Below are 26318 nucleotides of genomic sequence, written 5' to 3' on the forward strand. Positions count from 1 at the left end.
GCGTCGGGCCTGGAAGCGGTGGGGCGGGACGCCCGGGCCTGAGGGGCAGGTCACCTCTCGGTGGCGGCCCCCGCCTCGGCTTCCTTTTCCTCGGCGCGCCTGCGCCGGTACGCCGACAGCGTCGCGAGGTCCCAGCGGTACCAGGTCTCCTCGTCGACGGGACCGAGGCCGGCGATGACCCCGTCACCGCGCGGGTCGTCGCGCAGCGCCAGCCGCACCGCCGCCATCACCCGTACGTCCAGGTCCTCGTCCGTAAGGCGCTCGGCGAGCGCGTCCGCGATGACGGACGACCTCTCGGCGGGACCCCACATGAAGGCGGCGACGGCCGCCTGGCGGACCCGGGGATCCTCGTCGCCGAGGCGTTCCACGACGGCGGCGACGGCCTCGGGACAGTTCGCCGCGGCGGGGTAGCTCAGCCCGGAGAGCGCCCAGGTGCGGGTGTCCGCGTCGTCGCTCCGGCTGAGCGCGAGCAGCGGCTCGTCGGCGCGCGGGTCCCTGGCATTGCTCAGACCCGCCGTGAGCGCGCGGATCACGCGCCGGTCGGTCTCCCGTTCCAGCCAGGGCAGGAAGAGGTCCACGAGCGGGGTGTTGTACGGCGACTCGTCGTCCTCGTCGACCTCGTTGAGGCGATCGGCGATGACGATGAACCGGAGCACCTCCGCGCCGAAGTACCGCTCCAGCGGGTCCGGCCGGCCGTGCAGGGCCACGGCCATGTCCCAGGCGGCGAGCCCGTGGTGAGCGTGCACCGCGTATGTCGTCGCGTCCCATACGGCCCGGTCGACGTCCGGCTCGGCCAGGGCGCGGGCCAGCAGTTCGCCGAAGGTCCGGGCGATCCCGTAGTCGGGCTCCAGGTACGTGGCGATCGCGGCGTGCCCGTCGCGAACCGTCACGCCGCCGAACGTGAGCTCCTCGGACGCCCCGCCGAACCTGTCCTCGACCCTCTCGCGCTCGACGGGTCCCGTCGCCCCCGTCCTGCGGCGCAGCTCCGCCTCGGCGCCCGTCTCGTGCCAGTGCCACGCCAGGGCCAGGGCGTCACGCCCGTCCGCGCCCCGGAACGTGAGGTCCCCGCCACGGTCCACGACCCGCTCCACGAGCGCGTACGAGCCGAGGTCGACGGCCCGCAGCAGCGGGGTCCGGCCGTCGGGCCCGACCTCGTTGACCTCGGCGGGCGTCATCTCCAGCATCAGCTCGTCGGCGAACCTCGCGTCGTACGCGTCCAGCGCCGCGAGCAGCAGGCGCGCCTTGTCGTCCTGCTCAGCCACGGCGCGTCGCCAGCAGGCCGTGGATCGACGCCGCCATGTTCACGGCGAAGGACTCCCGCGCCTCCGGAGCCAGCAGCTCCAGCGACAGGTACGGGTTCAGGTCCTCCAGCTCCACGAGCAGCAGCTCCCCGCCGGGCGCGCGGCACGCGTCCACCCTGCTGATGCCGTGCGCGATGTCGTTCCAGTCGACGAACCGCTGCGCGAACGCGATGTCCTCCGCCGTCGCCTCGTACGGCTCCAGCTTCCAGCGCGCCTCCGGGCTCGGGGCGTAGAGCGCGTACTGGAAGTCGCGGTCGACGAAGTAGAACGACACCTCGTAGGTGAAATCGATGCGCGGCTGCACGAGGACGTTCCCGTAGGCGAGCCCCGGCAGCGCCTCGCCGGGCACGAATTCCAGGCCTATGGAGTCCGCGCCCATCTTCGGCTTCACGACGTATTCGGCGGCTTCCGGGAGCCGGGATACGTCCTCGGCCCGGTCGATCGTCGGGATCACGGGGTATCCGGCGGCGGTCAGATCGAGCAGGTATTGCTTGCCGATCATGTCGGCCTTGCCGCGTAGTTCGTTGTATACGAGTACCCCGCGCGCCTCCGCCTCCTGGCGGAAGCGGTCGTATTCCGCCTGGTAGTGCAGGACGGGTCCGCTGTTGCGGATCACGACCGCGTCGAAGTCGTCCATGAGGGCCGTCGCGTCGAGCGGGTGGCAGAGAGCGATGTCGAATTCCTGCCGCAGGCGGGAGGTCAGGAAAATGTCCTCGTCGCAGTAGCGGCGCCCCTTCGCCGGATATGCGAGGTCTGTGACGAACAGTACGCGGCGCTTGTGCGCGGGCCTGCGGGTGGGACTGGGCATGACTCTCCTGCCGAGGGTAGGTCGACTGAGAGTAAACCTACCTATCGCCCCAGGTCAGTCCCTTTTCAGGGTGCGTATGAGGGCACGGAGTGCCTTGGGGGAGACGTTCAGGATCACGGTGGGGTCGTCGCTCTCCCGGAGGAAGATCCTGTCGGGGGCGCTGGCCAGGTTGAGGCAGTTGGCGCCTTCGTAGCTGTACGACGATGTCTGCCATTCGGCAGCGATGTTAAGGCAGTTCGAACCAGCCCCTGAGAAGGTGGACTTCTGCCAGATGTAACTGGACACGTGGATACCCTTCAGATCTCCTGGCTGATGCGATGGATTAGGTCCCGTGATTCCGTGGGCTTGAGAGCGGACTGCTCCATGCGATCCAACACGGTTCGATGTCTCGCCAACTGCGCCTCAGCGTCAAGAAACTCGCAGCCGTAGTCCGTGTCGAGCTGCACAGTATCGAGCTGCGGGACAGGCCCGGAGGCATAGACGACGGGCTGGCCTGATCCGGTGAATGTTCCCCCGCCGAAGGGGACCACGAGAACGGTGACATTATCGTGTTCGCTCATTTCGGCGAGATAGGCCAGTTGTGCTCGGGCGGTGGCTGACCCTCCGACGCCCATACGCAGCGCTGCTTCGTGCAAGATGGCGACCAATGGGGTCGGCTGGCTGCCGTGGAGGATCTCCTGCCGCCTGATGCGTAGCGATACCCGACGTTCGACCTCGTACTGCTCCAGTGGGGGAACGGACGAGCTGAAGAGGGCGCGAGCGTGATCCGTGGTTTGCAGAAGTCCGGGGATGTGAACGACCACCCCGATCCGCATGCCGTGGGCGTGGTGCTCCATCTCGACCAGATCCATCAACCCTGCGCTGAGGAATTCGCGGTACTCCTCCCACCAGCCGCGCGTCCGCCCACCTGTCATGCCCGCGAGTGCCTCTACGAGATCCCGGTCCGGGCAGGCGTAGTTACGAGCCATGGTGCGGACACGATCCGCGCCCACCGCGTACCGGCCCGCCTCGATGTTGCTGATCCTCGACTGGTTGACGCCGAGGAGCGCAGCCGCCGCCGATGTCGACAAGCCGGCCCGCTCGCGGAGCTTCCTCAGCTCCACCCCTAGGCGCTGCTGCCTCAGCGTTGGACTGCCTGACGACCCCACTGGCTTCCTCCCGCCCCAAACGTCACCCACACGGGGCTAGTTGGCCTGAATTTCGTCGACTGAGTGGAATATAGGCCATCGCCGAGCCTACGGTGTGACTTAAGCCACTCGCCTGGCCCGCCGTGACACGGAAGCGCACCGCCGACGCATCGGCGACAGGCCACCGCAAGTGCGGCAAGTCAGCCAATCACCTCCTCATAAGGAGCCCCGCATGGCAACCGTATCCCCGGAGAACACCTGGTCGTACACGCTCAACCTGCCCCACGACCCGCACTCCGCGCGAATCGCCCGCACCACCTTGCGCAGCGTGCTCGTCAGTCACGACCGGGACGAACTCGTGGACGACGCACTGCTGTTGACCAGTGAGCTCGTGACCAACGCCTACCGCTACTCCGACGGCCCCGTGGAACTCCGCGTGCGGCACGCGTGGGAGGCCGGGATCAGGATCACCGTGTGGGACACGAACCCCCTCGTGCCTGCGCCGTTCGACACCCCGCCGGGGTCCGGTGGGATCGACGTGCCGGCGGACGGGACGTACGGGCGCGGGCTCCTGATCGTGCGGCTGTGCGCGGACAACTGGGGCAGTCAGACGTTCGGGGGACCCGCGTCCGGGGCGGAGTTCAGGGGGAAGCTCCTGTGGTGCGAAATCGGCGCGAAATCGCCCGTGGCGCAGCTCGCCGCGTAGGGAGCGCGGAGGGCGCCGAGAGGGCCGTACCCCCTTGGGGCGGTCGGCGATCCGTGGGGAAGGAGGGGGCGGAGGGGTGGCGGAAGGGTGATGCGGCCTGGTGCTTTACCGCGCCGCCGTCACCCGTTCGGCTTGGCGTCGTTGTCAGCCGAAGAGCCGTTTTTCCTCCGTCTCGGGAGAGAGTCAGCATGCGTCAGTTCCCTTTGGAAGGCCTGGAGATCGCTCCCGGGCGCGTGGTGGAGTGGCGCCTGAGGTCGACGAGACGGAGCGAGGAGGGCGGCGGCCCGGAGGGAGCCCGTAAGAGCGCGTCGTTCAACCAGGACAAGCACTTCTCGGTGGTCGAGGAGGCCCGTAAGGCCAACGATTCGCTGGCGTCGTGGCTGGCGGTGACGTTCGAGGTGGAGGGGCCGCTCGACCGGGACGCGCTGGAGGCCGCGCTGCTGTTCCTGGCGCGGCGGCATGAGGTGCTGCGGTGCGAATTCCAGCGGCTGGCGGGGGACCTGTCGTGCGGGGCGATCGACGCGGACGAGATCGCTCTGGACGTCGTGGAGATGGGTGAGTTCGACACCACGACCGAGCTCCGGGCGTTCATGTCGGACAGCTTCCAGAAGCAGATCGACACGCTGGCCTGGCCGCTGTTCATGATGGGCGCGGTGGCGAGGGAAACCGGTTCTTCGACGGTGTACATGGCCTTCGACCACATCGTGTCGGACGGTGTGTCGATGCCGAATGTGGTCAACGACATCCAGACCGCCTACGCGGCCTACAAGCAGGGCCGCGAGCCCGTACTCCCCGTCGCGGGCAGCTATCTGGACTTCGCGCACGAGCAGCGGAGCCGTTATCTGTCACTGGAGGCCGACGACGAGCGCCTCGACTACTGGAAGTCCTTCATGGCGGGCAACGGGGAGTTCTTCCCGCGATTCCCGCTGGAGCTCGGGATCGAGCCGGGTGCGATGTACCCGACGATGAACGAGGCGGACATGCTGCTGGACGCGCGGGAGACCGAGGCGCTGGAGACCCGGTGCAGGGAGGCCGGCGGGAAGTTCTTCATGGGCCTTCTCGCGAGCGTCGGCACGGCTCTCCACACCTTGGGCGGCCCGGCCTCGTACCGGGGATTCATGCCCGTCAGCGAGCGCGGCCGGGGGCCCTGGACGCATTCCGTGGGGTGGTTCGTGAATACGCTGCCCATCGAGTTCGCCGTCGGGAAGGAGCAGGAATTCGACGAGCTCATCGCCGGGGTGCGGGCAGGTTTCGGCGCGATGATGGGCAGCCTGGAGGTCCCCTTCATCCGGGCGTGGGAACTGCTCGCTCCCGAGCACTTCGCGCTGCGCACGTGGCCGTACCCGGTGAACTTCTTCTCGTATATGGACATGCGGAGGACGCCGGGCGCCGAACACCACCCGCAGTGGCAGCCGACGGCCCATGTGTGGGCCTCGGCGGCGAACGGGACGTGCTCGTGGTTCCAGCGGGACGTCTCGGGCCTGCATATGAACTCGATCTACGTGGATACGCCGGAGGCGCGGCGGACGATGGGATCTGTGAGGTCTGTGCTGACGGAGACGTTGCGGGCTACGGCGCGGGCGGGTGTGCTGCGGCGGGAGCCGGCTGCGGTGAGTTGAGGCGGGCCGGGGTGCGGGTGGGGGTGCCCGCTGCGCGGGGCTTTGTCCCCTGCCCGCCCCTTCCCGTAACCGGGGGCTTCGCCCCCGGGCCCCCTTTCCGCGCTACCGCGCGGTGTCCTCAAACGCCGGACGGGCTGATTTTCACCGCCTGAGCTAGGGGAAAACGCCCCGCGCGGCGGCCCACCCCGCCGCCGCCCGACTCAGCGGAAATCCTCCACGTGGTCCCTCGCCCACTGGTCGAACGTCCGCGCCGGGTGGCCCGTCACCCGCTCCACCGAGTCCGTGACCAGCGCCTCCGTCCCCACCGTCGCCTCGAAGTTGCGCAGGATGTCCTCCGCGACGTCCTTCGGCGCGCCGAAGTGCTCCATCAGGGTGACGCCCTCCTCGAAGGAGACCTGCTCGAAGCGGACCTCCGGGCGGCCGAGGGCGCGGCCGATCGCCGCCGTCTGGTCCTCGAAGGTGAGGCCGGCCGGGCCCGTGGTCACGTAGACCTGGCCGACGTGGGTGCCGTCCTCGTCGAGGAAGGCGCGGAGCGCGATCTCCGCGAGGTCGGCCTCGTGGACGGGGGCCGCGGTCGTGCCGGGGAACGGGCCGCGCACCAGGCCGTCCGCGCGGATGCCGTCCGCCCACATCAGGGCGTTCGTGGCGTACATGCCACCGCGGACGAAGCACCACTCCAGGCCCGACTCGCGGATCAGGCGCTCGGCCTCGGCGTGCCACACGGCGATGGGGGCCGTGTCGTCCTCCGGGACGCCGGTGACGGCCATGGAGGAGTTCAGGACGATCCGGCGCACGCCCGCGGCGACCGCCGCCGCGACGATGTCGGCCATGTCCGTGCCGCGCGTCGCGGCCAGGTTCAGGAACAGGGCGTTCGCGCCCTTGAGGAGGGGGCCCAGGGGCTGTCCGGCCGAGAAGTCCGCGCGGACGACCTCCGCCTCCGCCGGGAGGCCCGCCCGCGCGGGGTCACGGCTCAGCGCCCTTACGGGCACTCCCTGGGCGACGAGCTGTTCCACCAGGCTGCGGCCGATGTTGCCGGTCGCTCCGGTCACGACTATCACGGGTGGCTTCCTTCTGTCGGAGCTGCATGGGTGAAAACAGGTGCCGTATGCACCGTAGTTGCCGCATATGCTCCGTGCAACGGCCGGAAATGGTGGCGGAATTGCGGATACCGCGGGTAGGTCTTGCGTTCGGGGGCCGCCTCCGTGGTGGGATGTGGTGATGCGAACCCCCACACGCATACCCGACCTTCCGCCCAATCCCTATGACGAACTCGCCTCGCTGGCCGACCCGGTGGCCCCCGAGGAGGAGAAACCGGAGGACGAACCGGAGGAACGCGGGGGAGGCGTGCCTCCCGATTCCGCCCATTTCGTTCACGCCAGGGTGCCCGCCAATCCGGCCGATTCCGCCGGTTCCGCTGGTTCCGCCGATTCGGTCGATTCCACCGGGGCTCCCGGCGGCGCCGAATCCGCCGGCTCCTCCGACTCCTCCGATTTCGCCGAATTCCTCGACATCCGGCTGGTCCCCGACAGCCCCGAGAGCCTCGACGGCGCCGCTCTCGCCCGCCTCACGTCGCCGCCCGGCCACCGCCGCTCCAAGCGCGGCCGTTCCGGACGCGGCCACCGTGCCCGCCGGGCCTCCCGTCGCGTCCGGCACCGCCGCCGGTTCGCGGCCGTACCCCGCGCCCTCAAGCTGCTGATCGGCGTCGCCGTCCTCGGGGCCTTTCTGGTGCTGGGCGACCGCTGCGCCGTCCTGTACGCGGAGAAGAAGGCCGCGGAGAAGATCCGGGACGACCTCCATTTGGCCGCGGGGCCGCAGGTCGACATCCACGGTTTCCCCTTCCTCACCCAGGTGCTGGGGAAGCGGCTGGAGCGCGTCGACATCACCGTGCCGCACATCGACGCCGGCCGGGTGTCCCTCGCGGAGGTCCGGGCGAGCGGCCGGGACATCAAGCTCACCGGCGACCTCCCCACCGCCGTGCGCGGCGCGGTCATCGGCGAGCTGGACGGGGACGTACGCCTCTCCTTCGCCGACCTCAACCGCGAACTCGGCGCCTCGCAGGTGCGGTTCAGCGACGCCGGGGGCGACACGATCGCGGCGGACGGGCGGATCGACGTCGGCGGCCAGGAGCTGCGCGTACGGGCGCGGGCCCAGCTGCGGCGCACCGACGACCGGGGCCTGGCCACCGACATCGACGGGATGAGCGTCGACGTCCCGCACATCGCCACCTACCGGCCCGGCCGCGACAAGGGCCTCACCCTGCACCGCGAGGCGGCCGAGCGCGTCAGCCGCGACGCGGCCCGCGTCAAGGCGCTGCTGTCCGTGCCGTCGCTGGCCGCGCGGCTGGGCGTGGGCCCGGACGAGGTGGCGGCCGCGCTCAGCGGTGAGGACCGGCTGCGCGAGCTCACGGGCGCGCCCCGCTTCGTCGAGCGCCTGATGCGGGTCAACCTCGTCGACGCCGTGGCCGACCACCCGGGGGTGCTGCGGAAGATCGGCGTCGACCCCGATCTGATCGGCGCGCTGATGCGGCTGCGGCCGCCGGAGCTGACCGACCGGCTGTCCTTCTCCTTCCGGCTCCCCGAGCAGGCGAAGGATGTGAGGCTGCGGGCCGTCACCGTCGATCACGAGGGGATCCGGGCGGAGCTGAGCGGGGTGGCGTTGCCGGTCGGGCGGGCGGGGTAGTGCGGTGGGCAGCGCGGTGGGCGCCATGGTTCCTTCATCGGGAATTCATGGCGGTGCCCATAAAATGAAGGGTGTGACGCCTTCTAGCCTTGCATTTATCGAATGGAGGGCTAGATCACACCCTCATTAATTGAACCGACCATACGGTTTGTGTTTGGGTCTGGGTGTGCGGACGACAGCCGGCCCCGTGGCCCGGCTGCCGGTCGCGCATGGCTGCCGTGCCGGGGGAGGGGGGCACGGCAGCCCGTAAGCAACCTTGAGGACCACGCGTCATCATGAGCAGTGCGACGGAGTCCGGACCGGGCTCCACGGGGCACCCGGGTCGGGGCCGGCACCAGGACCGGGGCCGGCCGTCCGTGGCCGTCGATCACATCGTCATCGTCGAAGCGCTCACCGGCGGCACCGGCCTCCGGCTCGTCGAGGCCGCCACCCGGCGGGCGGCCCGCGTCACGTTCCTCACCCGCGACAAGACCCGTTACCTCCACGATCCGCTCCGCGACCTGCTGGAACCGGGCGGGGTCGAGACGCGCGTCGGCGACACCCGGTCCGTGCGGGAGCTCGCCGCCCTCTTCGAGGCGCTTCGCGCGGAGGGCGAGTTCGCTCTGATCGCGCCCGACGAGGAGTGCCTGCTGCCCGCCGCCACCGCGGCCGAGGAGCTGGGCATCCCCTTCCTGCCGGCCGCCTCCGTCCGGCTGATCCAGGACAAGCACGCCTTCCGCCTGGCCTGCGAGGCCGGGGGCGTCCCCACGCCGCGCGGTACCGCCGCCGCGGACGTCGAGGCCGCGGTCGCCGCCGCCGAGGCCATCGGTTACCCCGTCGTCCTCAAGCCGTCCCTCGGCACCGGCAGTCACGGCGTCGTGTCCGCCGCGGACGAGGAGGAGGTGCGCTGGCACTTCACGGAGGTGCTGGCCGAGGCTGACGGGCTGGGGGGTGTCCCGCTCGTCGAGGAGTTCCTGACGGGTGCCGTCGTCAGCGCCGAGGTCCTTTACGCGGGTGGTGTTCCGCGTGTCCTCGGGATCGATGAGCGTGTCGTGGGGGAGCTTCCGTACTTCATGGAGCTGGCTGTTCGCTCGCCTGGAGGGCTCTCGGCCGGTGCTGATGCCGATGAGGGTGCCGGTGCTCGTGAGCGGGTCGAGCGGGTCTGCGGCGATCTTGTGCGTGTGACGGGGTACGGGGATGGGCCCGCGCGTGTGGAGTTCGTGCTGACGGCTTATGGGCCGAAGGTCGTCGGGTTCACGCCTGGGTTCGCGGGGTGTGACCGGGACGGGTTCGACTGCGTCGTCGCGTCTTACTTGGGCGAGGCTGTGCATGTGCCGGAGCCGGTGTTGGTGCCGGTGGGTGCGGGCGGGGTGCCGCTGCGCGGGGCTTTGTCCCCTACCCGCCCCTTCCCGACCCGGGGCTCCGCCCCGGACCCCGGTCCTCAAACGCCGGACGGGCTGATTGGTTGCCCGGGCCTCGGTGTTCAGGTGCCGGGCCCCGGCTCTCAGGTGTCGGACGGGCTGAGTTGTTGCCCGGGCCCCGGTGTTCAGGCGCTGGAGGGGCTGGGTTGTTGCCCGGGCCTCGGTTCTCAGGCGCTGGACGGGCTGATTGGTTGCCTGAGCCCCGGTTCTCAGGTGCCGGCGGGGCTGATTGGTTGCCCGGACCCCGGTTCTCAAGCGCCGGACGGGCGGCTTTCCCGCCCGGTCCCGGGTGGGAAAGCCGCCCTTGGCGCAGCCGAAAGCCGGCCTTGGGCAGGGCGCATCCAGCCCGGCCGGCGTTTGAGGCCACCGCGCGGTAGCGCGGCCGGGGGGTCCGGGGATCTCCCCGGTTTCGGGAAGGGGCGGGGCTGGGGAAAGGCCCCGCGCAGCGGCCCCGGCCCCGGCCCCGGCTACAGCGGCGGCGGCCCCGGTTCCGGCTCCGGCCCCGGCTACAGCGGCGGCGGCCCCGGCCCCCGCTACAGCGGCGGCGGCGCCGCCCCCGCGCCCGGCAGCCGTACCGACGCCACCGTCCCGCCCCCCTCCGCCCCGGACAGCCGGACGACGCCGCCCGCCCGTTCCACCGTCCGCGCCACGATCGACAGCCCCAGCCCGCTCCCCGGCAGGCTCCGCGCCGACGGCGAGCGCCAGAAGCGGTCGAAGACGTGGGGGAGTTCCGACGCGGGGATGCCCGGACCGTGGTCCCTTACGGTCAGCTCGCCGGAGGACGACAGGGCGACCGACACCGTTCCCCCCGGCGGGCTGAACTTCACCGCGTTGTCCAGCAGGTTGACCAGGGCCCGTTCGAGCGCGGCCGGTTCGGCGCGTACGTACCAGTCCGCCAGGTTCACCTCGAAGGTCAGGCCCGAACCGCGCAGCCGGGCGCGTTCCACGGCCCGGGCGGCGGTCTCGTGGAGGGCGATGACCTGGACCGGGCCGGTACCGGGCGCGGCCTCCGGGCGGGAGAGCTCCTGGAGGTCGCCGATGAGCGCGGCGAGCTCCGTCATCTGGGCCTTGACGCTGGCCAGGAGCTCGCGGCGGTCGTCCGGGGGGATCGCGCGGCCGGTCTCCTCGCTGCGGACCAGCAGATCGATGTTGGTGCGCAGCGAGGTGAGCGGGGTGCGCAGCTCGTGACCGGCGTCCGCGATGAGCTGCTGCTGGCGGTCGCGGGAGGAGGCGAGGGCCGCGGTCATGGAGTTGAACGAGCGCGACAGGCGGGCGATCTCGTCCTCGCCGTCGACGGGGATGCGCACGGCCAGGTCCTCGGTGCGGGCGATGTGCTCGACCGCGTCGGTGAGCCGGTCCACGGGCCGCAGGCCCGCGCGGGCGATGCCGAGGCCCGCCGTGGCGGCGCCGAGCACGCCGAAACCGGCCGTGAGGACCAGCACGAGGGCGAGCTTGTTCAGCGGCTTGTCGATGTCGCTCGCGGGCTGGGCGATGGAGACCGCGTAGACGCCCCGCACCTCGCTCCGCGTGGTCGCGACGCGCATCTCCTTGCCGTCCTTCGCCCGCGCGTCGTGCAGCACCGGGTCCTGGCCCGGCTGGACGGCCAGATCGCGGGCGTCCACCGTGACCGGCGACTTCCCGGCCGTCGTGCAGACCGCGCCCCGCGACGTGATGATCTGCACGGTGTACGGGCTGGGGTAGGGGCGGGTGCCGTTGCCGCAGGTGTCGAGCAGGTCGACGACGGTCTCGTCCGCCGGGCGCACATTGGTCAGCGTGGTGTCCCGCTGCTGTTCGAGCTGCTGCTTGAGGACGACCCAGGAAACGGCCGCGACGACGGCGACCGCGACGGCCACGGCCACGGCCGTCAGCAGCGCCAGCCGCGACCGCAGCGGCAGCCGGCGGAACCGTCCGATCACTCGGCGCCGCCGCCTTCCGCGCGCAGGACGTAGCCGACGCCGCGCACGGTGTGGACGAGGCGCGGCTCGCCGCCCGCCTCGGTCTTGCGGCGCAGGTACATGACGTAGACGTCCAGGGAGTTGGAGGAGGGCTCGAACTCGAAGCCCCACACGGACTTGAGGATCTGCTCGCGGGTGAGGACCTGCCGGGGGTGGGCGAGGAAGAGCTCCAGGAGGGTGAACTCCGTGCGGGTGAGCTCCACGGCGCGGCCGCCGCGGGTGACCTCGCGGGTGTCGGGGTCCATCCGCAGGTCCGCGAAGGCCAGGGCCCGGTCCTCGGCGGGCGCCGCCACCGCGTAGGAGCTGCGGCGCAGCAGGGCGCGGATGCGGGCGAACAGCTCGTCCAGCTCGAACGGCTTGACCAGGTAGTCGTCGGCGCCGGCGTCGAGGCCGGTGACGCGGTCGCCGACCGTGTCGCGGGCGGTCAGCATCAGGATGGGCACCGTGACGCCGGAGGCGCGCAGCCGGCGGGCGGCGGTGAGGCCGTCCATGCGCGGCATGAGCACGTCGAGGACGATCAGCTCGGGGGCGTAGGCGTCCACCTTGCCGAGCGCGTCGAGCCCGTCGACGGCCAGTTCGGTGCCGTATCCCTCGAAGGCGAGGCTGCGGCGCAGCGCCTCGCGGACGGCGGGCTCGTCGTCCACGATCAGGATGCGGGCGGGCTGGTCGCCGTGGTCGGCGGGGCTCATCGGCTTTACCTCGCGGTTCGGGTGTCAGGGGCGTCCTCAGCCTCGCACGCGCCGGGGGCGCGCGGGCGGTCGGCGCCGTCCCCGGGTCCGGGGCCGGGTCCGGGGCGGAGGGAACCGGCACGCATGCTCCGGGCGGGCGGGGCGGTCAGGAGCTGATCGAGACGGACACCCGCACCCTGTACGGCACGGCACCCTGCACGGCACGGCTCGGCTCGCTCCGGGCGCGCGGGTGGTCAGCCGCCGGTGCCGCCCGCGCGCAGCTTGGCCAGGTCGGCCTTGACGGTGTCGATCGGGATGGCGAAGCCGAGGCCGACGCTGCCGGCGTCCCCGGACCCGGCGCCGGAGCCCGCGTACATGGCGGAGTTGATGCCGACGATCTCGCCGTTCATGTTGATCAGCGCGCCGCCGGAGTTGCCGGGGTTGAGGGAGGCGTCGGTCTGGATCGCCTTGTAGGTGGTCTTGGACGAGCCGGTGTCGCCGTTGTACTGGTTGCCGCCGAACTCGAACGGCCACTGCGGGAGCCCGCCGCCCTGGCGCTGCTGCTGCCGGCCGTCCTGGCCCTGTTCCTTGGAGACGGTGACGTCGCGGTTCAGGGCGGAGACGATTCCGCTGGTCACGGTGCCGGTCAGGCCCTCGGGCGAGCCGATGGCCACGACCTCTTCGCCGACCTTGAGCTTGCCGGAGTCGCCGAGGGTCGCGGTCTTGAGGCCGCTCGCGCCCTGCACCTTGATCAGGGCGAGGTCCTTGTCGGGGTCGGTGCCGACGACCTTCGCGGTCCTGGTGCTGCCGTCGCTGAAGGACACCTTCACGGTGTCGGCGCCGGCGACGACGTGGTTGTTGGTGACGATCTCGCCGTCGGCGGTGATCACCACGCCGGAGCCGGTGGACTCGCCGGACGTGGTGGTGGCCTTGATCTCCACGATGCTGGGCATGACGGCCTTGGCGACGGCCGAGACGCCGCCGCTCTTGGAGGAGACGTTCTGCACGGGCGTGGAGTGGCTGCTGCCGCCGGAGCCGCCGGTGAGCTGTCCGACGAGGGCGGCCGAGCCTCCGCCGACCACCGCGGCGAGGATCGCGCAGGCGGCGAGCAGGGCGACGGGGCGGCGGGCACGGGGCGCGGCGTGCCCGGCGGGGACGCCGCCGGTCGCGGCGGGCTCGGGCGCGGGGGCGCCGAAGCCCGCGTAGCCGGTGGGGGTGCCGCCGCCACCGCCGTGGCCGCCGCTGCCGTCACCGGGCCAGACGGTGACGCCGCTCGCCGTGGTCACCGGCTGCTGCGGCGCGTACGGCGGCGGGGCCGGGTAGGCGTGCTGCTGCTGGGGCTGGTGGGGGTCCTGGACGCCGTCGCGGCGGTGGTTGTCCGTCATGGCTACGACTGTGCTCCGGCTGGATGAGAACAGTCTGAGTGTGTGCTGAGAAGCCCGGCAGAAGTAGGTATGTCGGGTATAAGGAAGATCAAGCCCGTCCGGCGGACGGGGGTGCCGCGCCCGGCGCGGTACCCGGCGCCGAGGATCAGCGGAGGAGACACCCATGCAGGTAGCCGGCTGGCACGTGGAAGTCGAGTTCGACGAGAACGACACGCACACCCGCGCGGCCGCGCTGCTGCGGCTGCGCGACGGCAACGAGCTGCGCGGCCGGGGCCAGGCCACCCGCGATCCCCGGGATCCGGACGAGAAGCGGATCGGGGAGGAGCTGGCGGGCGGCCGGGCGCTGCTGGACATCGGGCAGCAGCTGCTGACCAAGGCGGGCGCGGAGGTGGAGCGGCTCTGACGGCGCGGCGCGGCGCGGCTGCGACCGGGCCATCGGAACCGGCCGGGTCAGAGGAGCGGGTTGAGGACGTTCGGGACGCTGAGGATCGTCGCCCCTCCGGCACCCACGTCGATCGTGCCGTTCGTGTCCACGATGGCGATGCCTCCCAGGATGTTGACGTGGACGTCCGCCTGCGCGGGCGCCGCCAGGGCCGCCGCGCCGACGGTCAGCAGGGCGGTGGCGGCGAGCGCGGTCAGGACGCGCCGGGTGGTCGTCATGGAACTCCCCCTGGGGATCGGGTGTGGCGGGTGTGCCAGTCCTTTCCCTCCGGTTGTCCGACAAACGGCGGGCGCCGGGGGCGTGGTGGCGCGGGCTCACGCCCGTATACGCGTGAGCGCCGGTGCGTGTTGCCACGCACCGGCGCTCATACATCCTTCGCGCGCCGCTTCCTTCACGCGCTAGGACGCGACCGCGCTTGCGTCACGGCCGTGCTCGCGTCGCGGCCGTGCGCTCACTTCATGACCGCGCTTACTTCACCACGGTGATGCGGTCCGCCTTCGGCGGGGCCAGCGGGGAGCTCGCCGAGGAGTGCGCCGTCAGGTAGGCGTTGAAGACGTCCAGGTCGGAGGCGCCGACCCGCTTGTTCGTGCCGTCCTTGAAGGCCACGAAGCCGTCACCGCCGCCCGCGAGGAACTCGTTCGCCGCGACGCGGTAGGTCTTCGCCGGGTCGATCGCGGTGCCGTTCAGCTTCACCGAGGCGACGTCGACGCGCGCCGCGCCCTTCTTGGTGAGGTCGAGCGTGTAGGTGAAGCCCTTACTGACCTGGAGGATCTTCGGCTCGGCCTCGTTGGGGCCGCTGACCTGCTGCTGGAGCAGGGCGATGACCTGGGCGCCGGTGAGGTCCTTCGTCTGCATCATGTTGGTGAACGGCTGGACGGTGAACGCCTCGCCGTACGTCACGACGCCGTCGCCCTCGCCGCCCGACGCCTTGTGGGCCAGGTCGGAGCGGATGCCGCCGGGGTTCATGAAGGCGATCTGCGCGCCGCCCTTGTCCGCCGGGGCGAGCGCCTCCAGCTGCGCGTCGGTGATGACGTCGCCGAGCGGCTTCTCGTAGGCCTCCGAGCCACGGCCGTTGATGTCACCGGAGATGTAGCCGACCGGCTTGTTGGCCACCGGGGCGGCCAGCTTCTTCCAGCGGTCGATGAGGGCGGTCATGTCGGCCGCCTTCGGCTGCTCGCGGTCCACGATGTGGTTCGCGGCCTTGGGGCTCTTCACGGGCGTCCGGACGATGTCCTTCGTCCGCCGGTCGTACGTCAGGGTCGTGTCGGTGTAGAGCCGGCCGAAGGAGGCCGCCGACGTGACCGTGCGGGGCGCGCCCGACGGGTCCGGGATGGTGCAGGCGTACGCCTGGTGGGTGTGGCCGGTGACGAAGGCGTCGACCTTCGGCGTGACCTTCTTCGCGATGTCCACGATCGGGCCGGAGATGCCGGCGCCCGCGCCCGGGGTGTCGCAGTCGAAGTTGTACGAGCCGGAGGCGGGCATGCCGCCCTCGTGGATGAGGGTGACGATGGACTTCACGCCCTGGCGGTCGAGCTCCTTGGCGTACTTGTCGATCGTCGCGACCTCGTCCGCGAACTTGAGGCCCTTGACGCCCTCGGCCGTGACGACGTCCGGCGTGCCCTTCAGGGTGAGGCCGATGATGCCGATCTTCACGCCCTTGTGCTTCCACACCGTGTACGGCTTGAAGAGCGGCTTGCCGGTCTTCTCGTCCGTGACGTTCGCGGCGAGGTAGGGGAAGTCCGCGCCGCGGAACTTCTTGCCCTTCTCGAAGCAGCCTTCCTTGGGGTGGCAGCCGCCGTTCTGCATGCGCAGCAGCTCGGCGCGGCCCTCGTCGAACTCGTGGTTGCCCACGGAGGTGACGTCGAGGTCGAGCTTGTTGAGCGCCTCGATGGTGGGCTCGTCGTGGAAGAGGCCCGTCATCAGGGGGCTGGCGCCGATCATGTCGCCGGCCGCGGCGGTGATCGAGTACTCGTGGCCCTTACGGGCGGTGCGCAGCGAGTTGGCGAGGTACTCCACGCCGCCGGCGGGTATCGCCTTCTTCGTCCCGTCCGCCTGCGTCTCGGTCACGGTGCCGGAGGAGCCCTGCGGGGGCTCCAGGTTGCCGTGCAGGTCGTTGAACGACAGCAGCTGGACGTCCACGGTCCGCTTCTGGTGCCACAGGCCGCCCCACGAGGTGTCGGCGCTCGCCGGGGAGGCGGAGGCGAGGACACCGGCGGTGGCGGTGAGGGCGACGGCGGTCGCGGTCAGCCGTCTGGCGAGGCGCTTCCGGGGCGGCGGCGCGTGCATTTGTTCCCCTTTGTGCAATTGGCAGGTACTGCGGGTACAGCGGTCGGCGGCAGCCTATGTCAACGCGCGTAGCGTGGCAGGAGGGTTGAGGTGACGAATCGGTAGCGCTTGTCCTTACGGAGGTGGATGCGGGGGCCCTCGCGGACGTCCTTACGGAGCCGTCGCCCGGCCCGGCCGCCTGAACAGCCGACACTGACCTCGGGCCGCGCCGCCCCCTGCCCGTAGGCTCGGACCCATGACTGACGTGGTGAATGGCGTGGGCGGGCAGCGGTCGATCGCGGTACTGGAGGAGCTGGCGCCGGAGCAGGCGCGGGACGTGCTGGCCCTGGTGTCGGAGGCCGCGGCCGTGGACGGGCAGCCGGCCGTCTCGGAGCAGGGCCGGCTCCAGCTCAAGGGGCGGCGGGCCGGGGTGCGGCACGTGCTGGTGCGGAACGCGGAGGGAGAGCTCGTCGGCTACGCGCAGCTGGAGGACAGCGACCCCGTGGAGGCGCCGGCCGGTGAGCTGGTCGTGCACCCGGGCCACCGCGGGCGCGGGCACGGGCGGGCGCTGGGCAGCGCCCTGCTGGCGGAGTCGGGCAAGCGGCTGCGGGTCTGGGCGCACGGCGGGCACCCGGCCGCCCGGCACCTCGCGCAGGTGCTCGGCCTGAGCCTCTTCCGCGAGCTGCGCCAGATGCGCCGGCCGCTGGCCGGCCTGGACCTCTCCGAGCCCGCGCTGCCCGAGGGCGTCACCGTCCGTGCCTTCCGGCCCGGCGAGGACGACGCCGCCTGGCTCGCGCTCAACGCCGCCGCCTTCGCGCACCACCCGGAGCAGGGCTCGCTCACCCAGCGCGACCTGGACGACCGTAAGGCCGCCGAGTGGTTCGACCCGGAGGGCTTCTTCCTGGCCGAGAAGGACGGCGGGATCGTCGGCTTCCACTGGACCAAGGTGCACGCCGCGGAGGGCCTCGGCGAGGTGTACGTCCTCGGGGTGCGCCCCGGCTTCCAGGGCGGCGGGCTCGGCAAGGCCCTCACCACCCTCGGGCTGCGCCACCTGGCGGCCCAGGGGCTGCCCACGGCGATGCTGTACGTGGACGCGGACAACCTTCCCGCCGTCGCCGTCTACGAGCGGCTGGGCTTCGCCGTGCACGAGACGGACCTGATGTACCGCACGGAGAGCTGACCGGCGGCGGGCCGTTTGCGGGGCGTGACCCTTACGGTCATCGTTTGACAGGTGTCGGGCGCTTCCATCACCCTTTCACTAGTCAAGTAGTGAAAGGGTGATGCGCGTGGTCGAGTTCCGCATCGACCGGCGCAGCGGCGTCGCCACCTATCTCCAGATCGTCCAGCAGGTCAAACAGGCCCTGCGGCTGGGTCTGCTGACCCCCGGCGACAAGCTGCCCACGGCCAAAGAGGTCGTCGCGGCCACGGCCATCAACCCCAATACCGTCCTCAAGGCCTACCGCGAGCTCGACCGCGAGGGCCTCGTCGAGGCGCGCCCCGGGCTCGGCACCTTCGTCCGGCGCTCGCTCGCCCGCCCGCAGGCCGCCGCCGACTCGCCGCTGCGCGCCGAGATCGCCGACTGGATGAACCGCGCCCGCGCGGCCGGGCTCGACAGGGAGGACGTGGCCGCGCTGGTCGCGTCCGTACTGGAGGAGGGGTTCTCGGGACCGGGCCAGGCGCCCGGGACCCGTCCGGACCCGCGAGGTCCGGACGCCCCGCCAGGGGCCGCGGGCCCGCCTGGCGCTCAGGATTCGCAGACCCGTCAGGACCCACAGGTTCGTCAGGATCCGCAGGTTCGTCAGGATCCGCAGGCCCGCTCGGTCCGTTCGGACCCGGAGGGCGCTCCGGACCCCGAGGGCGCCCCGGACCGATGGGACTCGGGTTCCCGCTCCCCGGACTCCCAGGCCCTGGACTCCCTCCAGGGCCCGGACGCCCCACAGAATCCGCACGCTCCGCGTGCCCCGCAGCACGTGGACAAGGGGACGACGCCCGGATGACCGACCTCACCTTCCACCCCGACCGCACCGCCCTGGAGGCCGTCGGCCTCGGGGTGACGTACCGCCGCGCCCCGGCGCTGCGCGACTGCTCCTTCCGGGTGCCCGCCGGCCGCGTCTGCGCGCTCGTCGGGCCCAACGGCGCCGGCAAGTCCACCCTGCTCGCCCTCGCCGCCGGGCTCCGCAGGCCCACCGCCGGCTCGCTGACCGTCTTCGGGCGCCCGCCCGGCGGCCCCGAGGTCCGCCCGCACGTCGCCTTCCTCTCCCAGGAGAAGCCGCTCTACCCCAGCTTCACCATCGCCGACACCCTGCGCATGGGCCGCGAGCTCAACCCCGGCAGCTGGGACCGGGCCACCGCCGAGCGGATCGTCGGCGACGGCGGCCTCTCCCTCCAGGCCCGCGTCGGCGACCTCTCCGGCGGCCAGCGCACCCGCGTGGCCCTCGCCCTCGCCCTCGGCAAGCGGCCCGCGCTGCTGCTCCTGGACGAGCCCATGGCCGACCTCGACCCGCTCGCGCGCCACGACATGACGGCCGCCCTCATGGCCGAGGCCGCCGAGCACGCCACGACCGTCGTCATGGCCTCGCACGTCCTCGCCGAGCTCGAAGGGGTCTGCGACTACCTGCTGCTGATAGCCGACGGGCGGGTGCGCCTCGCGGGCGAGGTCGAGGACCTGCTCGCCGCGCACACCGTCCTCGTCGGCAGGCACGAGGCCGCCGGGCCGCCTCGGGAGTTCGCCGCCCACACGGTCGTCGAGTCGCGTGTCACGGGACGTCAGCTCACCGCGCTCGTACGCCCCGAGGGGCCCGTAGCCGGGGAGTGGCGCGCCTCCGAGCCGTCCCTGGAGGAGGTCCTCCTCGCCCACCTCCGGGCCCCCGGTGCCCCGGCGCTCCTGACCCCCAGCGCCGAACCGCGTTCCTCCTGGAAGAAGGCCGCATGACCACGGGCCTCACCTCCCGGCCCCGGGCGGCCGCCTCCGCCGGCCGCCTGGCGGGACTGCGCGGCCTCGCCTGGGTCGTCTGGCGCCAGCACCGCCTCACCTCCTGGATCGCGCTCGCCGCGTTCCTCGCGTTCTGCGCCGAACTGGTCTGGCTGCGCTCCGCGATGATGTCCTTCGTCGACCGGAACGGGCTGCGGTCGGAGTGCCACGGGCGGGCGGCGTGCGAGCGGGCCGACGCGGCCGTCGGCTCGTTCCACGCCGAGTACTTCGACCTCCTGCGCTACAACGGCCTCCTGCTCACCTGGCTGCCGCTGCTCTTCGGGATGTTCGTCGCCGGTCCCGTCGTCGCGCGCGAGCTGGAGACGGGCGCGTACAAGATGGCCTGGACGCAGTCCGTGTCGCCTGCGCGCTGGTTCGCGGTGAAGCTCGCGCTGCCGGTGGCGGCCGCGCTCGCCGGTGTCCCGGTGCTGTCGGCGCTGCACATGTGGGCCTGGCGGTCGGTGAGTTCGGTGGGCTCCGTGAGTTCGGCGAGCTCCGGGGGTTCGGAGGGCTCCGGGTCCCTGCTCGTCGACTGGCGCTGGTTCGACGCCTTCGACGCGCTGGGGGCCGTCCCCGTCGCGAACTCGCTGGCCGCGATCGGGCTCGGCGCGCTCGCCGGCCTGCTGGCCAAGCGCGTGCTGCCGGCCATGGCCTGCACGGTGGTGGCCGCCGTCGCGCTGTACTGGCCGCTGACCGCCGTGCGCCCGCACCTGATCGCCTCGGAGACGCTCCTCGACCGCGACATCCCCGCGCTCGCGGGCGGCGATTCCTGGCGCTTCGAACGGGGCCTCGTCTCCGCCACCGGGCGGCGGCTGCCGGAGCCCGACTGCGTCCTCCTGGAGAAGCTCGAAGGCACCTGCCTTACCCGGCACAACGCCACCGGCTGGTACGTCGACTACCACCCGGCTTCTCACTTCTGGCCGCTCCAGGGGGTCCACGCGGGCATCGCGCTGGCCGCGGCGGCGGCTCTGGGAGCGGGCGCGTTCTGGTGGATGCGGCGCGTGTCCCGCTGAGGGGGGGTGGGGCGGGCCCGGAGGAGGGGCCGGGGTGCCCTGCGGGCGGCTTTTTCCCCTACCCGCCCCTTCCCGTAACCGGGGGCTTCGCCCCCAGACCCCCGGCCGCGCTTCGCGCGGTGTCCTCAAGCGCCGGACGGGCTGAATTCGCCCGGTTCCGGGCGACAACTCAGCCCGTCCGGCGTTTGAGGACCGGGGTCCGGGGCGGAGCCCCGGTTTCGGGAAGGGGCGGGGCTGGGGAAAGGCCCCGCGCAGCGGCACCCGCCCCGCACCCGCCCCGCACCCGCCCCCGCCGTCGTCGACCGGTGACGCTCCGGAGTGGGCCGCCGCTTCCCTGCGCGTCATGTGAGCGTTACCCGTGATTCAACCGCGGTTGCGAGTCTTGCCGAATGCAGCCCGCCGTGCCCGTCGTGCCCGACGCACCCGAACGAAGGTCCCCCACCGCGCCGCGCCCGCGCGGAGAGCGCTCCGGCGCGCCCGTCGCCGCCCCCGCGCGGAACAATGAGGATATGACCCAGTCCTCCAGCGTCCCGGCACACGGCCCGTCCCCCCGGTCGCACGGAGACCTGTCGTACGGGAAGCCGTCGCACGGCGACCTGCCGTCGGCGGACCGGCCGCACGGGGCCGGTTTCGGCAGCCCGCAGCCTTCCGTCGGGTCCATCGCCGCGCACCGCCCGTACGCGGTCGCGCCGCCCTCCGTGCCGGCCCTCGAGCCCGACCTCGACGCCTCCGACCTGGGTACCTACGGCGACGCGGCGTACGCGGACGAGGGCGCCGGCCCGTACGACGACGAGCCGCTGCCGCAGGGCCGGTTCCTGGACCGGGAGCGCAGCTGGCTGGCGTTCAACGAACGGGTGCTGGAGCTGGCCGAGGACCCCGCCACGCCCCTCCTCGAACGGGCGAACTTCCTCGCCATCTTCGCCAGTAACCTGGACGAGTTCTTCATGGTGCGGGTGGCGGGCCTCAAGCGCCGCATCGCCACCGGAGTGGCCACCCGCTCGGCGTCCGGCCTCCAGCCGCGCGAGGTCCTGGAGCTGATCTGGACCCGCTCCCGCGAGCTCATGGCCCGGCACGCCGCCTGCTACCAGCAGGACGTCGCGCCCGAGCTCGCCGAACACGGCATCCACCTGATCCGCTGGGGCGAGCTGACCGAGAAGGAGCAGGAGCGGCTCCGCACGCTCTTCCGGCAGCAGATCTTCCCCGTGCTGACCCCGCTCGCGGTCGACCCCGCGCACCCCTTCCCGTACATCTCCGGGCTGTCCCTGAACCTCGCCGTGGTCGTCCGCAACCCGGTCAGCGGCCACGACCACTTCGCCCGGGTCAAGGTGCCGCCGATCCTCTCGCGGTTCCTGGAGGCGTCCGCGCGGCGTTACGTCCCGCTGGAGGACGTCATTGCCGCCCATCTCGGGGAGCTCTTCCCGGGGATGGAGGTCCTCGCGCACCACATGTTCCGGGTCACGCGCAACGAGGACCTGGAGGTCGAGGAGGACGACGCGGAGAACCTCCTGCAGGCGCTGGAGAAGGAGCTCATGCGGCGCCGCTTCGGCCCGCCCGTACGGCTGGAGGTCGAGGAGACCATCGACCCGTACGTCCTCGACCTGCTCGTGCGCGAGCTGAAGATCTCCGACGCCGAGGTCTATCCGCTGCCCGGCCCGCTCGACCTCACCGCTCTCTTCCGCATCGCCTCCCTCGACCGCCCCGAGCTCAAGTACCCCAAGTACGTGGCCGGGACCCACCGGGACCTCGCCGAGGTCGAGTCGGCGTCCGCGCCCGACATCTTCGCCGCGCTGCGCGAGCGCGACGTCCTGCTGCACCACCCGTACGACTCCTTCTCCACCTCCGTGCAGGCGTTCCTGGAGCAGGCCGCGTCCGACCCGGACGTCCTCGCCATCAAGCAGACCCTGTACCGGACTTCCGGCGACTCGCCGATCGTGGACGCGCTCATAGACGCGGCCGAGTCCGGCAAGCAGGTGCTCGTCCTCGTCGAGATCAAGGCCCGGTTCGACGAGCAGGCCAACATCAAGTGGGCGCGGAAGCTGGAGGAGGCCGGCTGCCACGTCGTCTACGGCCTCGTCGGCCTCAAGACGCACTGCAAGCTCTCGCTGGTCGTGCGGCAGGAGGGCGAGACGCTCCGCCGCTATTCCCATGTGGGAACGGGCAATTACCACCCCAAGACGGCCCGGCTGTACGAGGACCTGGGCCTGCTCACCGCCGACCCTCAGGTCGGCGCCGACCTCTCCGACCTCTTCAACCGGCTGTCCGGCTACTCCCGTCGCGAGACCTACCGGCGGCTGCTCGTCGCCCCCCGGTCGCTGCGCGACGGGCTGATAGCCCGCATCGCCAACGAGGTCGCCCACCGCCGCGCGGGGCGGCCCGCCTCCATCCGCATCAAGGTCAATTCGATGGTGGACGAGGCGATCGTCGACGCCCTCTACCGGGCGGCGCGGGCCGGGGTGCCGGTGGACGTGTGGGTGCGCGGCATCTGCGCGCTGCGGCCGGGAGTCGAGGGCCTCTCGGAGAACATCCGGGTGCGGAGCGTGCTCGGCCGGTTCCTGGAGCACTCCCGTGTCTTCGCGTTCGGGAACGGCGGTGAGCCGGAGGTCTGGCTCGGTAGCGCCGACATGATGCACCGCAATCTCGACCGGCGGATCGAGGTGCTCGTACGGGTCACCGACCCCGCGCACCGTGCCGCGCTCAGCAGACTGCTGGAGAGCGGGATGTCGGACTCCACCGCTTCCTGGCACCTGGGCCCGGACGGCGACTGGAACCGGCACGCGACGGACGCGGACGGGCAGCCGCTGCGGAACGTACAGGAGATGCTCATCGACGCGCGGAGGCGCCGGCGTGGCTCAGCGACCCCATGACCCGCCGAGCGCGGTCACCGAGGAACACTCCGCCGGGGGGCGGGACGTGATGACGACGGCCAGTGCGACGGCCAGTGCGACGGCCAGTGCGACGGCCAGTGCGACGGCCAGTGCGACGGCCACTGCGGCGGCCGGCATGAAGACCGGCGCGAAGACCGGGGCGACGGGCGGATCGGTGAGCGGTTCGGCCGGCGGATCGGCGGCCGGTGCGGCGCGGGGGGCCGACCGGGGGGCGCCTTCCGCGGCCGCGGAGGCGACCGCCGGGGCCGTTCTGGCGGGCTATCTGCACGCGCAGGCCGCGGAGTTCCTGCGCAGCCTGCGGCTGCACCGGGAGAGCGGCGCCGACGCCGAGGACGCGAGCGAGGCGGCCCGGATGCTGCGCCGCTCCGCCCGCAGGATCGCCGGGACGCTGCACGTGTACCGCCCGCTCACCGACGTGACCTGGACGGATCCGCTCCGCTCCGAGCTGCTGTGGCTGTCGGAGACGCTCGGCCGTGAGTACGCCCACGCGGCCCGGCTGGCACGGCTGCGGGGGGCGCTGCACCGGCTGTCGGGGGCGGAGGGGCCGGTGGGGCAGGCAGGGCAGGGAGGTCAGGCAGGGCCGACGGGGCTCGCGGGCGTTTCCGGTGCGCGGGGGAGCGCGGCGGGCGGGGGGAGTCTCACGGTCGGCGCGGCGCGCGCCGGGGCACTGCTGGAGCGGCAGCTGACCCTGGCCCGTACGCGGGCGCACTCGGCCGCGCTCCAGGCGCTGGGTTCCTCGCGCTTCCACGCCGTAGCGGACGCCGCGGCCGTCCTGGCCTCCGAACTGCCGCTGGACCCGGCCGCGCACGACCTGCTCGCCCGGGAGGCGCTGCCGTGCCTCGCCGAGCAGGCCCACCGGCGGCTGACGGACGCGGCGGAGGCGCTGCCGCTGGCCGTCGCGGGGCACCCGTACAACGCCGAGGCGCTCACCCACGGCCTCGCCGCCGTCCCGGGCCCCGACGCGCCGCCCGCCGAGGGGCGGCAGGACGCGCCGTGGCACCAGGTGCGCCGCCTGGTGCGGCTGCGGCGGTACGCGCAGGAGGTGCTGGACGAGCATGTGGCGTCCGAGGCCGAGCCCACGCTGTCCGTGCGGCTGCTGGGCGCGGGCCAGGCCCTGGACCGGCACCGCGACGCGGCCGAGGCGGCCGCCGCCGCTGCCGCCGCGGCCCGTACGCCCCGGATCGCCCCGGCCACGGCCTACGCGCTGGGTGTCCTCCACGCCGACCAGCGCCACGAGGTCGAGGCCGCCCGCTACGCCTTCGGCCGGATCTGGCAGCGGCTGGCGCTGCCCTCGCCATGACCACCACGGGCCTCGTCCGGGCCGCCGGCTGCGTCCTCTGGCGGCCCGGCCGCGGCCTGGACGGCGCTCCCTTGGAGATCGCTCTCGTCCACCGGCCGAAATATAACGATTGGTCCCATCCGAAAGGCAAGCTCAAACGGGGCGAGGACGCCCGCTCGGGCGCCGTCCGCGAGGTGCGGGAGGAGACGGGTATGGAGTGCGAACTCGGCCCCGCCCTGCCGACGGCCCGCTACGTCGTGGACGGCCGCCCGAAGGAGGTCCGGTACTGGGCGGCGCGGGCGCTGGGCGGGGTGTTCGAGGTGAGCCGGGAGGTGGACCGGGTGGTGTGGCTGGGGCCGGGGGCCGCGCGGGAGTGGGTTACCGAGGGGCGGGATCGGGTGCTGGTGGATGCGTTGCTGGAGGTTCTGGGGGTGGGGGCGTGACGGTGGGGGTGTGGTGACGTCGGGGTGGACGGCGAGGCGAGTGTCTGCGGCGGGTTGCCGCTGCGCGGGGCCTTTTCCCCGCCCCGCCCCTTCCCGAACCGAGGCTCCGCCCCGGACCCCGGTTCCGCGCTGACGCGCGGTGTCCTCAAACGCCGGACGGGCTGATTCGGTGCCCGGAACGGGCCGGAAGCCCGCCCCTGGCGCAGGGGGTAAGCCGATCTCCGGCAGGGGTGAAGTCCAGCCCGGCCGGCGATTGAGGCCACCGCGCGTCAGCGCGGAAGGGGGCCCGGGGGCTTGCCCCGGTTCCGGGAAGGGGCGGGTAGGGGAAGAGCCCGCCGCAGGCGCCCGCCCCACAGGCGAGGCGCCCGCCCCGCAGGCGCCCGCCCCGCCGCGCGCCCGCCCCGCCGTCCCACCCCGACGTCACTACCCCCGCGGCGCCAACGCCCCCCACCGCACCGTCACCTCACCCTGACGCCACCGCCGCACCCCGCCCACCAGCGGCCAGTCCCCCGACAGCGCCCCCACCGCCCGGATCCACCGCTGCCGCGCGCTCAGTGACGCGTACGGCGCCGCCGCCGCCCACGCCCGGTCGAAGTCGCGCAGGAAGGCGTGCACGGGCTCGCCCGGGACATTGCGGTGGATGAGTGCCTTCGGGAGGCGTTCGGCCAGGTCGGAAGGGGTGACCAGAGAGCCGAGGCGGGTCGCGAAGGTGACCGTGCGCGGGCCCTCCGGGCCCAGCGCTACCCAGACGTGGCGGCGCCCGATCTCGTCGCACGTGCCCTCGACGAGCAGCCCGCCCGGCGCCAGCCGCGCGCACAGCCGGGCCCACACCGCGGCGACCTCGTCCTCGTCGTACTGGCGCAGGACGTTCGCGGCGCGGATCAGCGCCGGCCGCCGGCCCGCCGGCAGCGGCACCTCGAAGCCGCCGTGGGTGAAGGACAGCCCGTCCCGCTCGTACGGCTTCGCCGCCGCGACCCGCGCCGGTTCGATCTCCACGCCGACGACCTCCGCCGCCGGGCACACCGTGCGCAGCCGCCCCAGCAGCTCCACGGCCGTCCACGGCGCCGCCCCGTAGCCGAGGTCGACGGCGACGGGGTCCGCGCTGGCCCGCAGCGCCGCGCCGTGCGCGTCCGCGATCCAGCGGTCCATGCGGCGCAGCCGGTTGGGGTTGGTCGTCCCGCGCGTCACCGAACCGACGGGACGGCCGGGCGGAGGGGTGCGGGGGGCCATGGCAGAACCCTAAGTGGTGCGGACTCCGGGCCCGGCGGCGAGCACGCCGACCGTGAGGGCTCCGGTGCGCTACGTCACTTTTTGGCAAAGCGGGAAGGGGATCCGACACCGTCGGTGTTGGGAGGGTTGACAGGTGGTGCAC

22 protein-coding genes and 2 pseudogenes are annotated in these 26318 nt (G+C 72.6%); 12 read left to right on the plus strand and 12 right to left on the minus strand.

What is annotated here, in order from left to right:
• Nucleotides 1-50 precede the first annotated feature (50 nt).
• Genes LUZ64_RS13240 through LUZ64_RS13255 form a run of 4 tightly spaced genes read right to left on the minus strand, consistent with a single transcriptional unit; the run spans nt 51 to nt 3212 of the window.
• Nucleotides 51-1262 carry a HEAT repeat domain-containing protein gene (locus tag LUZ64_RS13240; protein ID WP_095585314.1) on the minus strand — a complete coding sequence of 404 codons (1212 nt, stop codon included), beginning with the start codon at nt 1260-1262 and terminating at the stop codon, nt 51-53.
• Complete coding sequence (locus LUZ64_RS13245; RefSeq protein WP_095585313.1) at nt 1255-2109, minus strand: ATP-grasp domain-containing protein; 855 nt, start codon at nt 2107-2109, stop codon at nt 1255-1257. The genes LUZ64_RS13240 and LUZ64_RS13245 overlap by 8 nt, the downstream gene beginning before the upstream one ends.
• 54 nt (nt 2110-2163) lie before the next feature.
• Nucleotides 2164-2394, minus strand: coding sequence for a DUF397 domain-containing protein (locus tag LUZ64_RS37135; protein ID WP_095585312.1), 231 nt, complete (start codon nt 2392-2394; stop codon nt 2164-2166).
• A gap of 11 nt (nt 2395-2405) precedes the next feature.
• Nucleotides 2406-3212 carry a helix-turn-helix domain-containing protein gene (locus LUZ64_RS13255; RefSeq protein ID WP_372472062.1) on the minus strand — a complete coding sequence of 269 codons (807 nt, stop codon included), beginning with the start codon at nt 3210-3212 and terminating at the stop codon, nt 2406-2408.
• 256 nt (nt 3213-3468) lie between these two features.
• Between LUZ64_RS13255 and LUZ64_RS13260 the strand changes: the two genes are divergently transcribed.
• Together LUZ64_RS13260 and LUZ64_RS13265 are read left to right on the plus strand one after the other, a co-directional pair.
• Nucleotides 3469-3942 (plus strand): ATP-binding protein, encoded by a 474-nt coding sequence (locus tag LUZ64_RS13260; protein ID WP_095585310.1) that lies wholly within the window; start codon nt 3469-3471, stop codon nt 3940-3942.
• Between the two features lie 188 nt (nt 3943-4130).
• Complete coding sequence (locus LUZ64_RS13265) at nt 4131-5561, plus strand: condensation domain-containing protein (protein ID WP_095585309.1); 1431 nt, start codon at nt 4131-4133, stop codon at nt 5559-5561.
• A 200-nt stretch (nt 5562-5761) separates the two neighbouring features.
• Here the strand turns inward: LUZ64_RS13265 and LUZ64_RS13270 are convergent, their stop codons facing one another.
• Nucleotides 5762-6619: an NAD(P)H-binding protein gene (locus tag LUZ64_RS13270; RefSeq protein WP_095582322.1), complete on the minus strand. Its 858-nt coding sequence runs from the start codon at nt 6617-6619 to the stop codon at nt 5762-5764.
• A 160-nt stretch (nt 6620-6779) separates the two neighbouring features.
• Between LUZ64_RS13270 and LUZ64_RS13275 the strand changes: the two genes are divergently transcribed.
• The gene (locus LUZ64_RS13275; protein WP_107426641.1) at nt 6780-8240 is read left to right on the plus strand and encodes an LmeA family phospholipid-binding protein; all 1461 of its coding nucleotides are present in this window, start codon (nt 6780-6782) and stop codon (nt 8238-8240) included.
• A 275-nt stretch (nt 8241-8515) separates the two neighbouring features.
• A pseudogene (locus LUZ64_RS37730) lies at nt 8516-9409 on the plus strand (ATP-grasp domain-containing protein); the annotation flags it as partial.
• Between the two features lie 764 nt (nt 9410-10173).
• Here LUZ64_RS37730 and LUZ64_RS13285 read toward each other — a convergent pair.
• From LUZ64_RS13285 to LUZ64_RS13295, 3 genes are all read right to left on the minus strand, one after another.
• Nucleotides 10174-11556, minus strand: coding sequence for a sensor histidine kinase (locus tag LUZ64_RS13285; protein ID WP_232390480.1), 1383 nt, complete (start codon nt 11554-11556; stop codon nt 10174-10176).
• Nucleotides 11553-12284, minus strand: a complete 732-nt coding sequence (locus LUZ64_RS13290) for a response regulator transcription factor (RefSeq protein ID WP_095581422.1) — start codon at nt 12282-12284, stop codon at nt 11553-11555. Before LUZ64_RS13290 ends, LUZ64_RS13285 begins: the two co-directional genes overlap by 4 nt.
• Before the next feature lie 233 nt (nt 12285-12517).
• Nucleotides 12518-13648 carry a S1C family serine protease gene (locus tag LUZ64_RS13295; protein WP_095581421.1) on the minus strand — a complete coding sequence of 377 codons (1131 nt, stop codon included), beginning with the start codon at nt 13646-13648 and terminating at the stop codon, nt 12518-12520.
• Between the two features lie 163 nt (nt 13649-13811).
• On the opposite strand from LUZ64_RS13295, the gene LUZ64_RS13300 reads away from it, so the two are divergent.
• Nucleotides 13812-14051, plus strand: a complete 240-nt coding sequence (locus LUZ64_RS13300; RefSeq protein WP_095581420.1) for a DUF1876 domain-containing protein — start codon at nt 13812-13814, stop codon at nt 14049-14051.
• A gap of 47 nt (nt 14052-14098) precedes the next feature.
• On the opposite strand, the gene LUZ64_RS13305 is transcribed toward LUZ64_RS13300, so the two are convergent.
• Nucleotides 14099-14308, minus strand: coding sequence for a hypothetical protein (locus tag LUZ64_RS13305; RefSeq protein WP_095581419.1), 210 nt, complete (start codon nt 14306-14308; stop codon nt 14099-14101).
• A 250-nt stretch (nt 14309-14558) separates the two neighbouring features.
• A complete protein-coding gene (locus LUZ64_RS13310) occupies nt 14559-16376 on the minus strand; it encodes a bifunctional metallophosphatase/5'-nucleotidase (protein ID WP_095581418.1) in 1818 nt (605 codons plus the stop codon).
• A gap of 235 nt (nt 16377-16611) precedes the next feature.
• Between LUZ64_RS13310 and mshD the strand changes: the two genes are divergently transcribed.
• The 5 genes and pseudogenes from mshD (at nt 16612) to LUZ64_RS13335 (ending at nt 23203) form a co-directional block, all read left to right on the plus strand.
• Nucleotides 16612-17535: a mycothiol synthase gene (gene mshD / locus LUZ64_RS13315; RefSeq protein WP_095581417.1), complete on the plus strand. Its 924-nt coding sequence runs from the start codon at nt 16612-16614 to the stop codon at nt 17533-17535.
• Nucleotides 17536-17641: 106 nt separating this feature from the next.
• Nucleotides 17642-18043, plus strand: a pseudogene (locus LUZ64_RS13320) (GntR family transcriptional regulator); the annotation flags it as partial.
• 305 nt (nt 18044-18348) lie between these two features.
• Nucleotides 18349-19287 (plus strand): ABC transporter ATP-binding protein, encoded by a 939-nt coding sequence (locus LUZ64_RS13325; protein ID WP_095581416.1) that lies wholly within the window; start codon nt 18349-18351, stop codon nt 19285-19287.
• A complete protein-coding gene (locus LUZ64_RS13330; RefSeq protein WP_095581415.1) occupies nt 19284-20339 on the plus strand; it encodes an ABC-2 membrane transporter-related protein in 1056 nt (351 codons plus the stop codon). Before LUZ64_RS13325 ends, LUZ64_RS13330 begins: the two co-directional genes overlap by 4 nt.
• Before the next feature lie 389 nt (nt 20340-20728).
• The gene (locus LUZ64_RS13335) at nt 20729-23203 is read left to right on the plus strand and encodes an RNA degradosome polyphosphate kinase (RefSeq protein WP_372472061.1); all 2475 of its coding nucleotides are present in this window, start codon (nt 20729-20731) and stop codon (nt 23201-23203) included.
• Here LUZ64_RS13335 and LUZ64_RS13340 read toward each other — a convergent pair.
• Entirely contained in the window at nt 23189-23341 is a 153-nt protein-coding gene (locus LUZ64_RS13340) for a hypothetical protein (protein ID WP_170116962.1), read from the minus strand. The two genes, LUZ64_RS13335 and LUZ64_RS13340, sit on opposite strands and share 15 nt — an antisense overlap.
• Here LUZ64_RS13340 and LUZ64_RS13345 point away from each other — a divergent pair.
• Both LUZ64_RS13345 and LUZ64_RS13350 read left to right on the plus strand, forming a co-directional pair.
• Nucleotides 23340-24524, plus strand: coding sequence for a CHAD domain-containing protein (locus LUZ64_RS13345; RefSeq protein ID WP_232390478.1), 1185 nt, complete (start codon nt 23340-23342; stop codon nt 24522-24524). The genes LUZ64_RS13340 and LUZ64_RS13345 overlap by 2 nt on opposite strands.
• Nucleotides 24521-24946 (plus strand): NUDIX hydrolase, encoded by a 426-nt coding sequence (locus LUZ64_RS13350; RefSeq protein ID WP_232390477.1) that lies wholly within the window; start codon nt 24521-24523, stop codon nt 24944-24946. Before LUZ64_RS13345 ends, LUZ64_RS13350 begins: the two co-directional genes overlap by 4 nt.
• Nucleotides 24947-25369: 423 nt before the next feature.
• Here LUZ64_RS13350 and LUZ64_RS13355 read toward each other — a convergent pair whose 3' ends face one another.
• Nucleotides 25370-26176, minus strand: coding sequence for a class I SAM-dependent methyltransferase (locus tag LUZ64_RS13355; RefSeq protein WP_232390476.1), 807 nt, complete (start codon nt 26174-26176; stop codon nt 25370-25372).
• Between the last annotated feature and the right edge of the window lie 142 nt (nt 26177-26318).

It is taken from the genome of Streptomyces albireticuli (assembly GCF_021228125.1).
GTDB classification, from domain to species: domain Bacteria; phylum Actinomycetota; class Actinomycetes; order Streptomycetales; family Streptomycetaceae; genus Streptomyces; species Streptomyces albireticuli.

Bases quoted from the DNA above. Each gene is read 5' to 3' on its own strand.
- LUZ64_RS13345 (WP_232390478.1), top strand. From the start codon at position 23,340: ATGAAGACCGGCGCGAAGACCGGGGCGACGGGCGGATCGGTGAGCGGT.
- LUZ64_RS13295 (WP_095581421.1), bottom strand. From the start codon at position 13,648: ATGACGGACAACCACCGCCGCGACGGCGTCCAGGACCCCCACCAGCCC.
- LUZ64_RS13275 (WP_107426641.1), top strand. From the start codon at position 6,780: ATGCGAACCCCCACACGCATACCCGACCTTCCGCCCAATCCCTATGAC.
- LUZ64_RS13305 (WP_095581419.1), bottom strand. From the start codon at position 14,308: ATGACGACCACCCGGCGCGTCCTGACCGCGCTCGCCGCCACCGCCCTG.
- mshD (WP_095581417.1), top strand. From the start codon at position 16,612: ATGACTGACGTGGTGAATGGCGTGGGCGGGCAGCGGTCGATCGCGGTA.
- LUZ64_RS13340 (WP_170116962.1), bottom strand. From the start codon at position 23,341: ATGCCGGCCGCCGCAGTGGCCGTCGCACTGGCCGTCGCACTGGCCGTC.
- LUZ64_RS13245 (WP_095585313.1), bottom strand. From the start codon at position 2,109: ATGCCCAGTCCCACCCGCAGGCCCGCGCACAAGCGCCGCGTACTGTTC.
- LUZ64_RS13260 (WP_095585310.1), top strand. From the start codon at position 3,469: ATGGCAACCGTATCCCCGGAGAACACCTGGTCGTACACGCTCAACCTG.
- LUZ64_RS13265 (WP_095585309.1), top strand. From the start codon at position 4,131: ATGCGTCAGTTCCCTTTGGAAGGCCTGGAGATCGCTCCCGGGCGCGTG.
- LUZ64_RS13310 (WP_095581418.1), bottom strand. From the start codon at position 16,376: ATGCACGCGCCGCCGCCCCGGAAGCGCCTCGCCAGACGGCTGACCGCG.
- LUZ64_RS13355 (WP_232390476.1), bottom strand. From the start codon at position 26,176: ATGGCCCCCCGCACCCCTCCGCCCGGCCGTCCCGTCGGTTCGGTGACG.
- LUZ64_RS13325 (WP_095581416.1), top strand. From the start codon at position 18,349: ATGACCGACCTCACCTTCCACCCCGACCGCACCGCCCTGGAGGCCGTC.
- LUZ64_RS13350 (WP_232390477.1), top strand. From the start codon at position 24,521: ATGACCACCACGGGCCTCGTCCGGGCCGCCGGCTGCGTCCTCTGGCGG.
- LUZ64_RS13300 (WP_095581420.1), top strand. From the start codon at position 13,812: ATGCAGGTAGCCGGCTGGCACGTGGAAGTCGAGTTCGACGAGAACGAC.
- LUZ64_RS13335 (WP_372472061.1), top strand. From the start codon at position 20,729: ATGCAGCCCGCCGTGCCCGTCGTGCCCGACGCACCCGAACGAAGGTCC.
- LUZ64_RS13330 (WP_095581415.1), top strand. From the start codon at position 19,284: ATGACCACGGGCCTCACCTCCCGGCCCCGGGCGGCCGCCTCCGCCGGC.
- LUZ64_RS13290 (WP_095581422.1), bottom strand. From the start codon at position 12,284: ATGAGCCCCGCCGACCACGGCGACCAGCCCGCCCGCATCCTGATCGTG.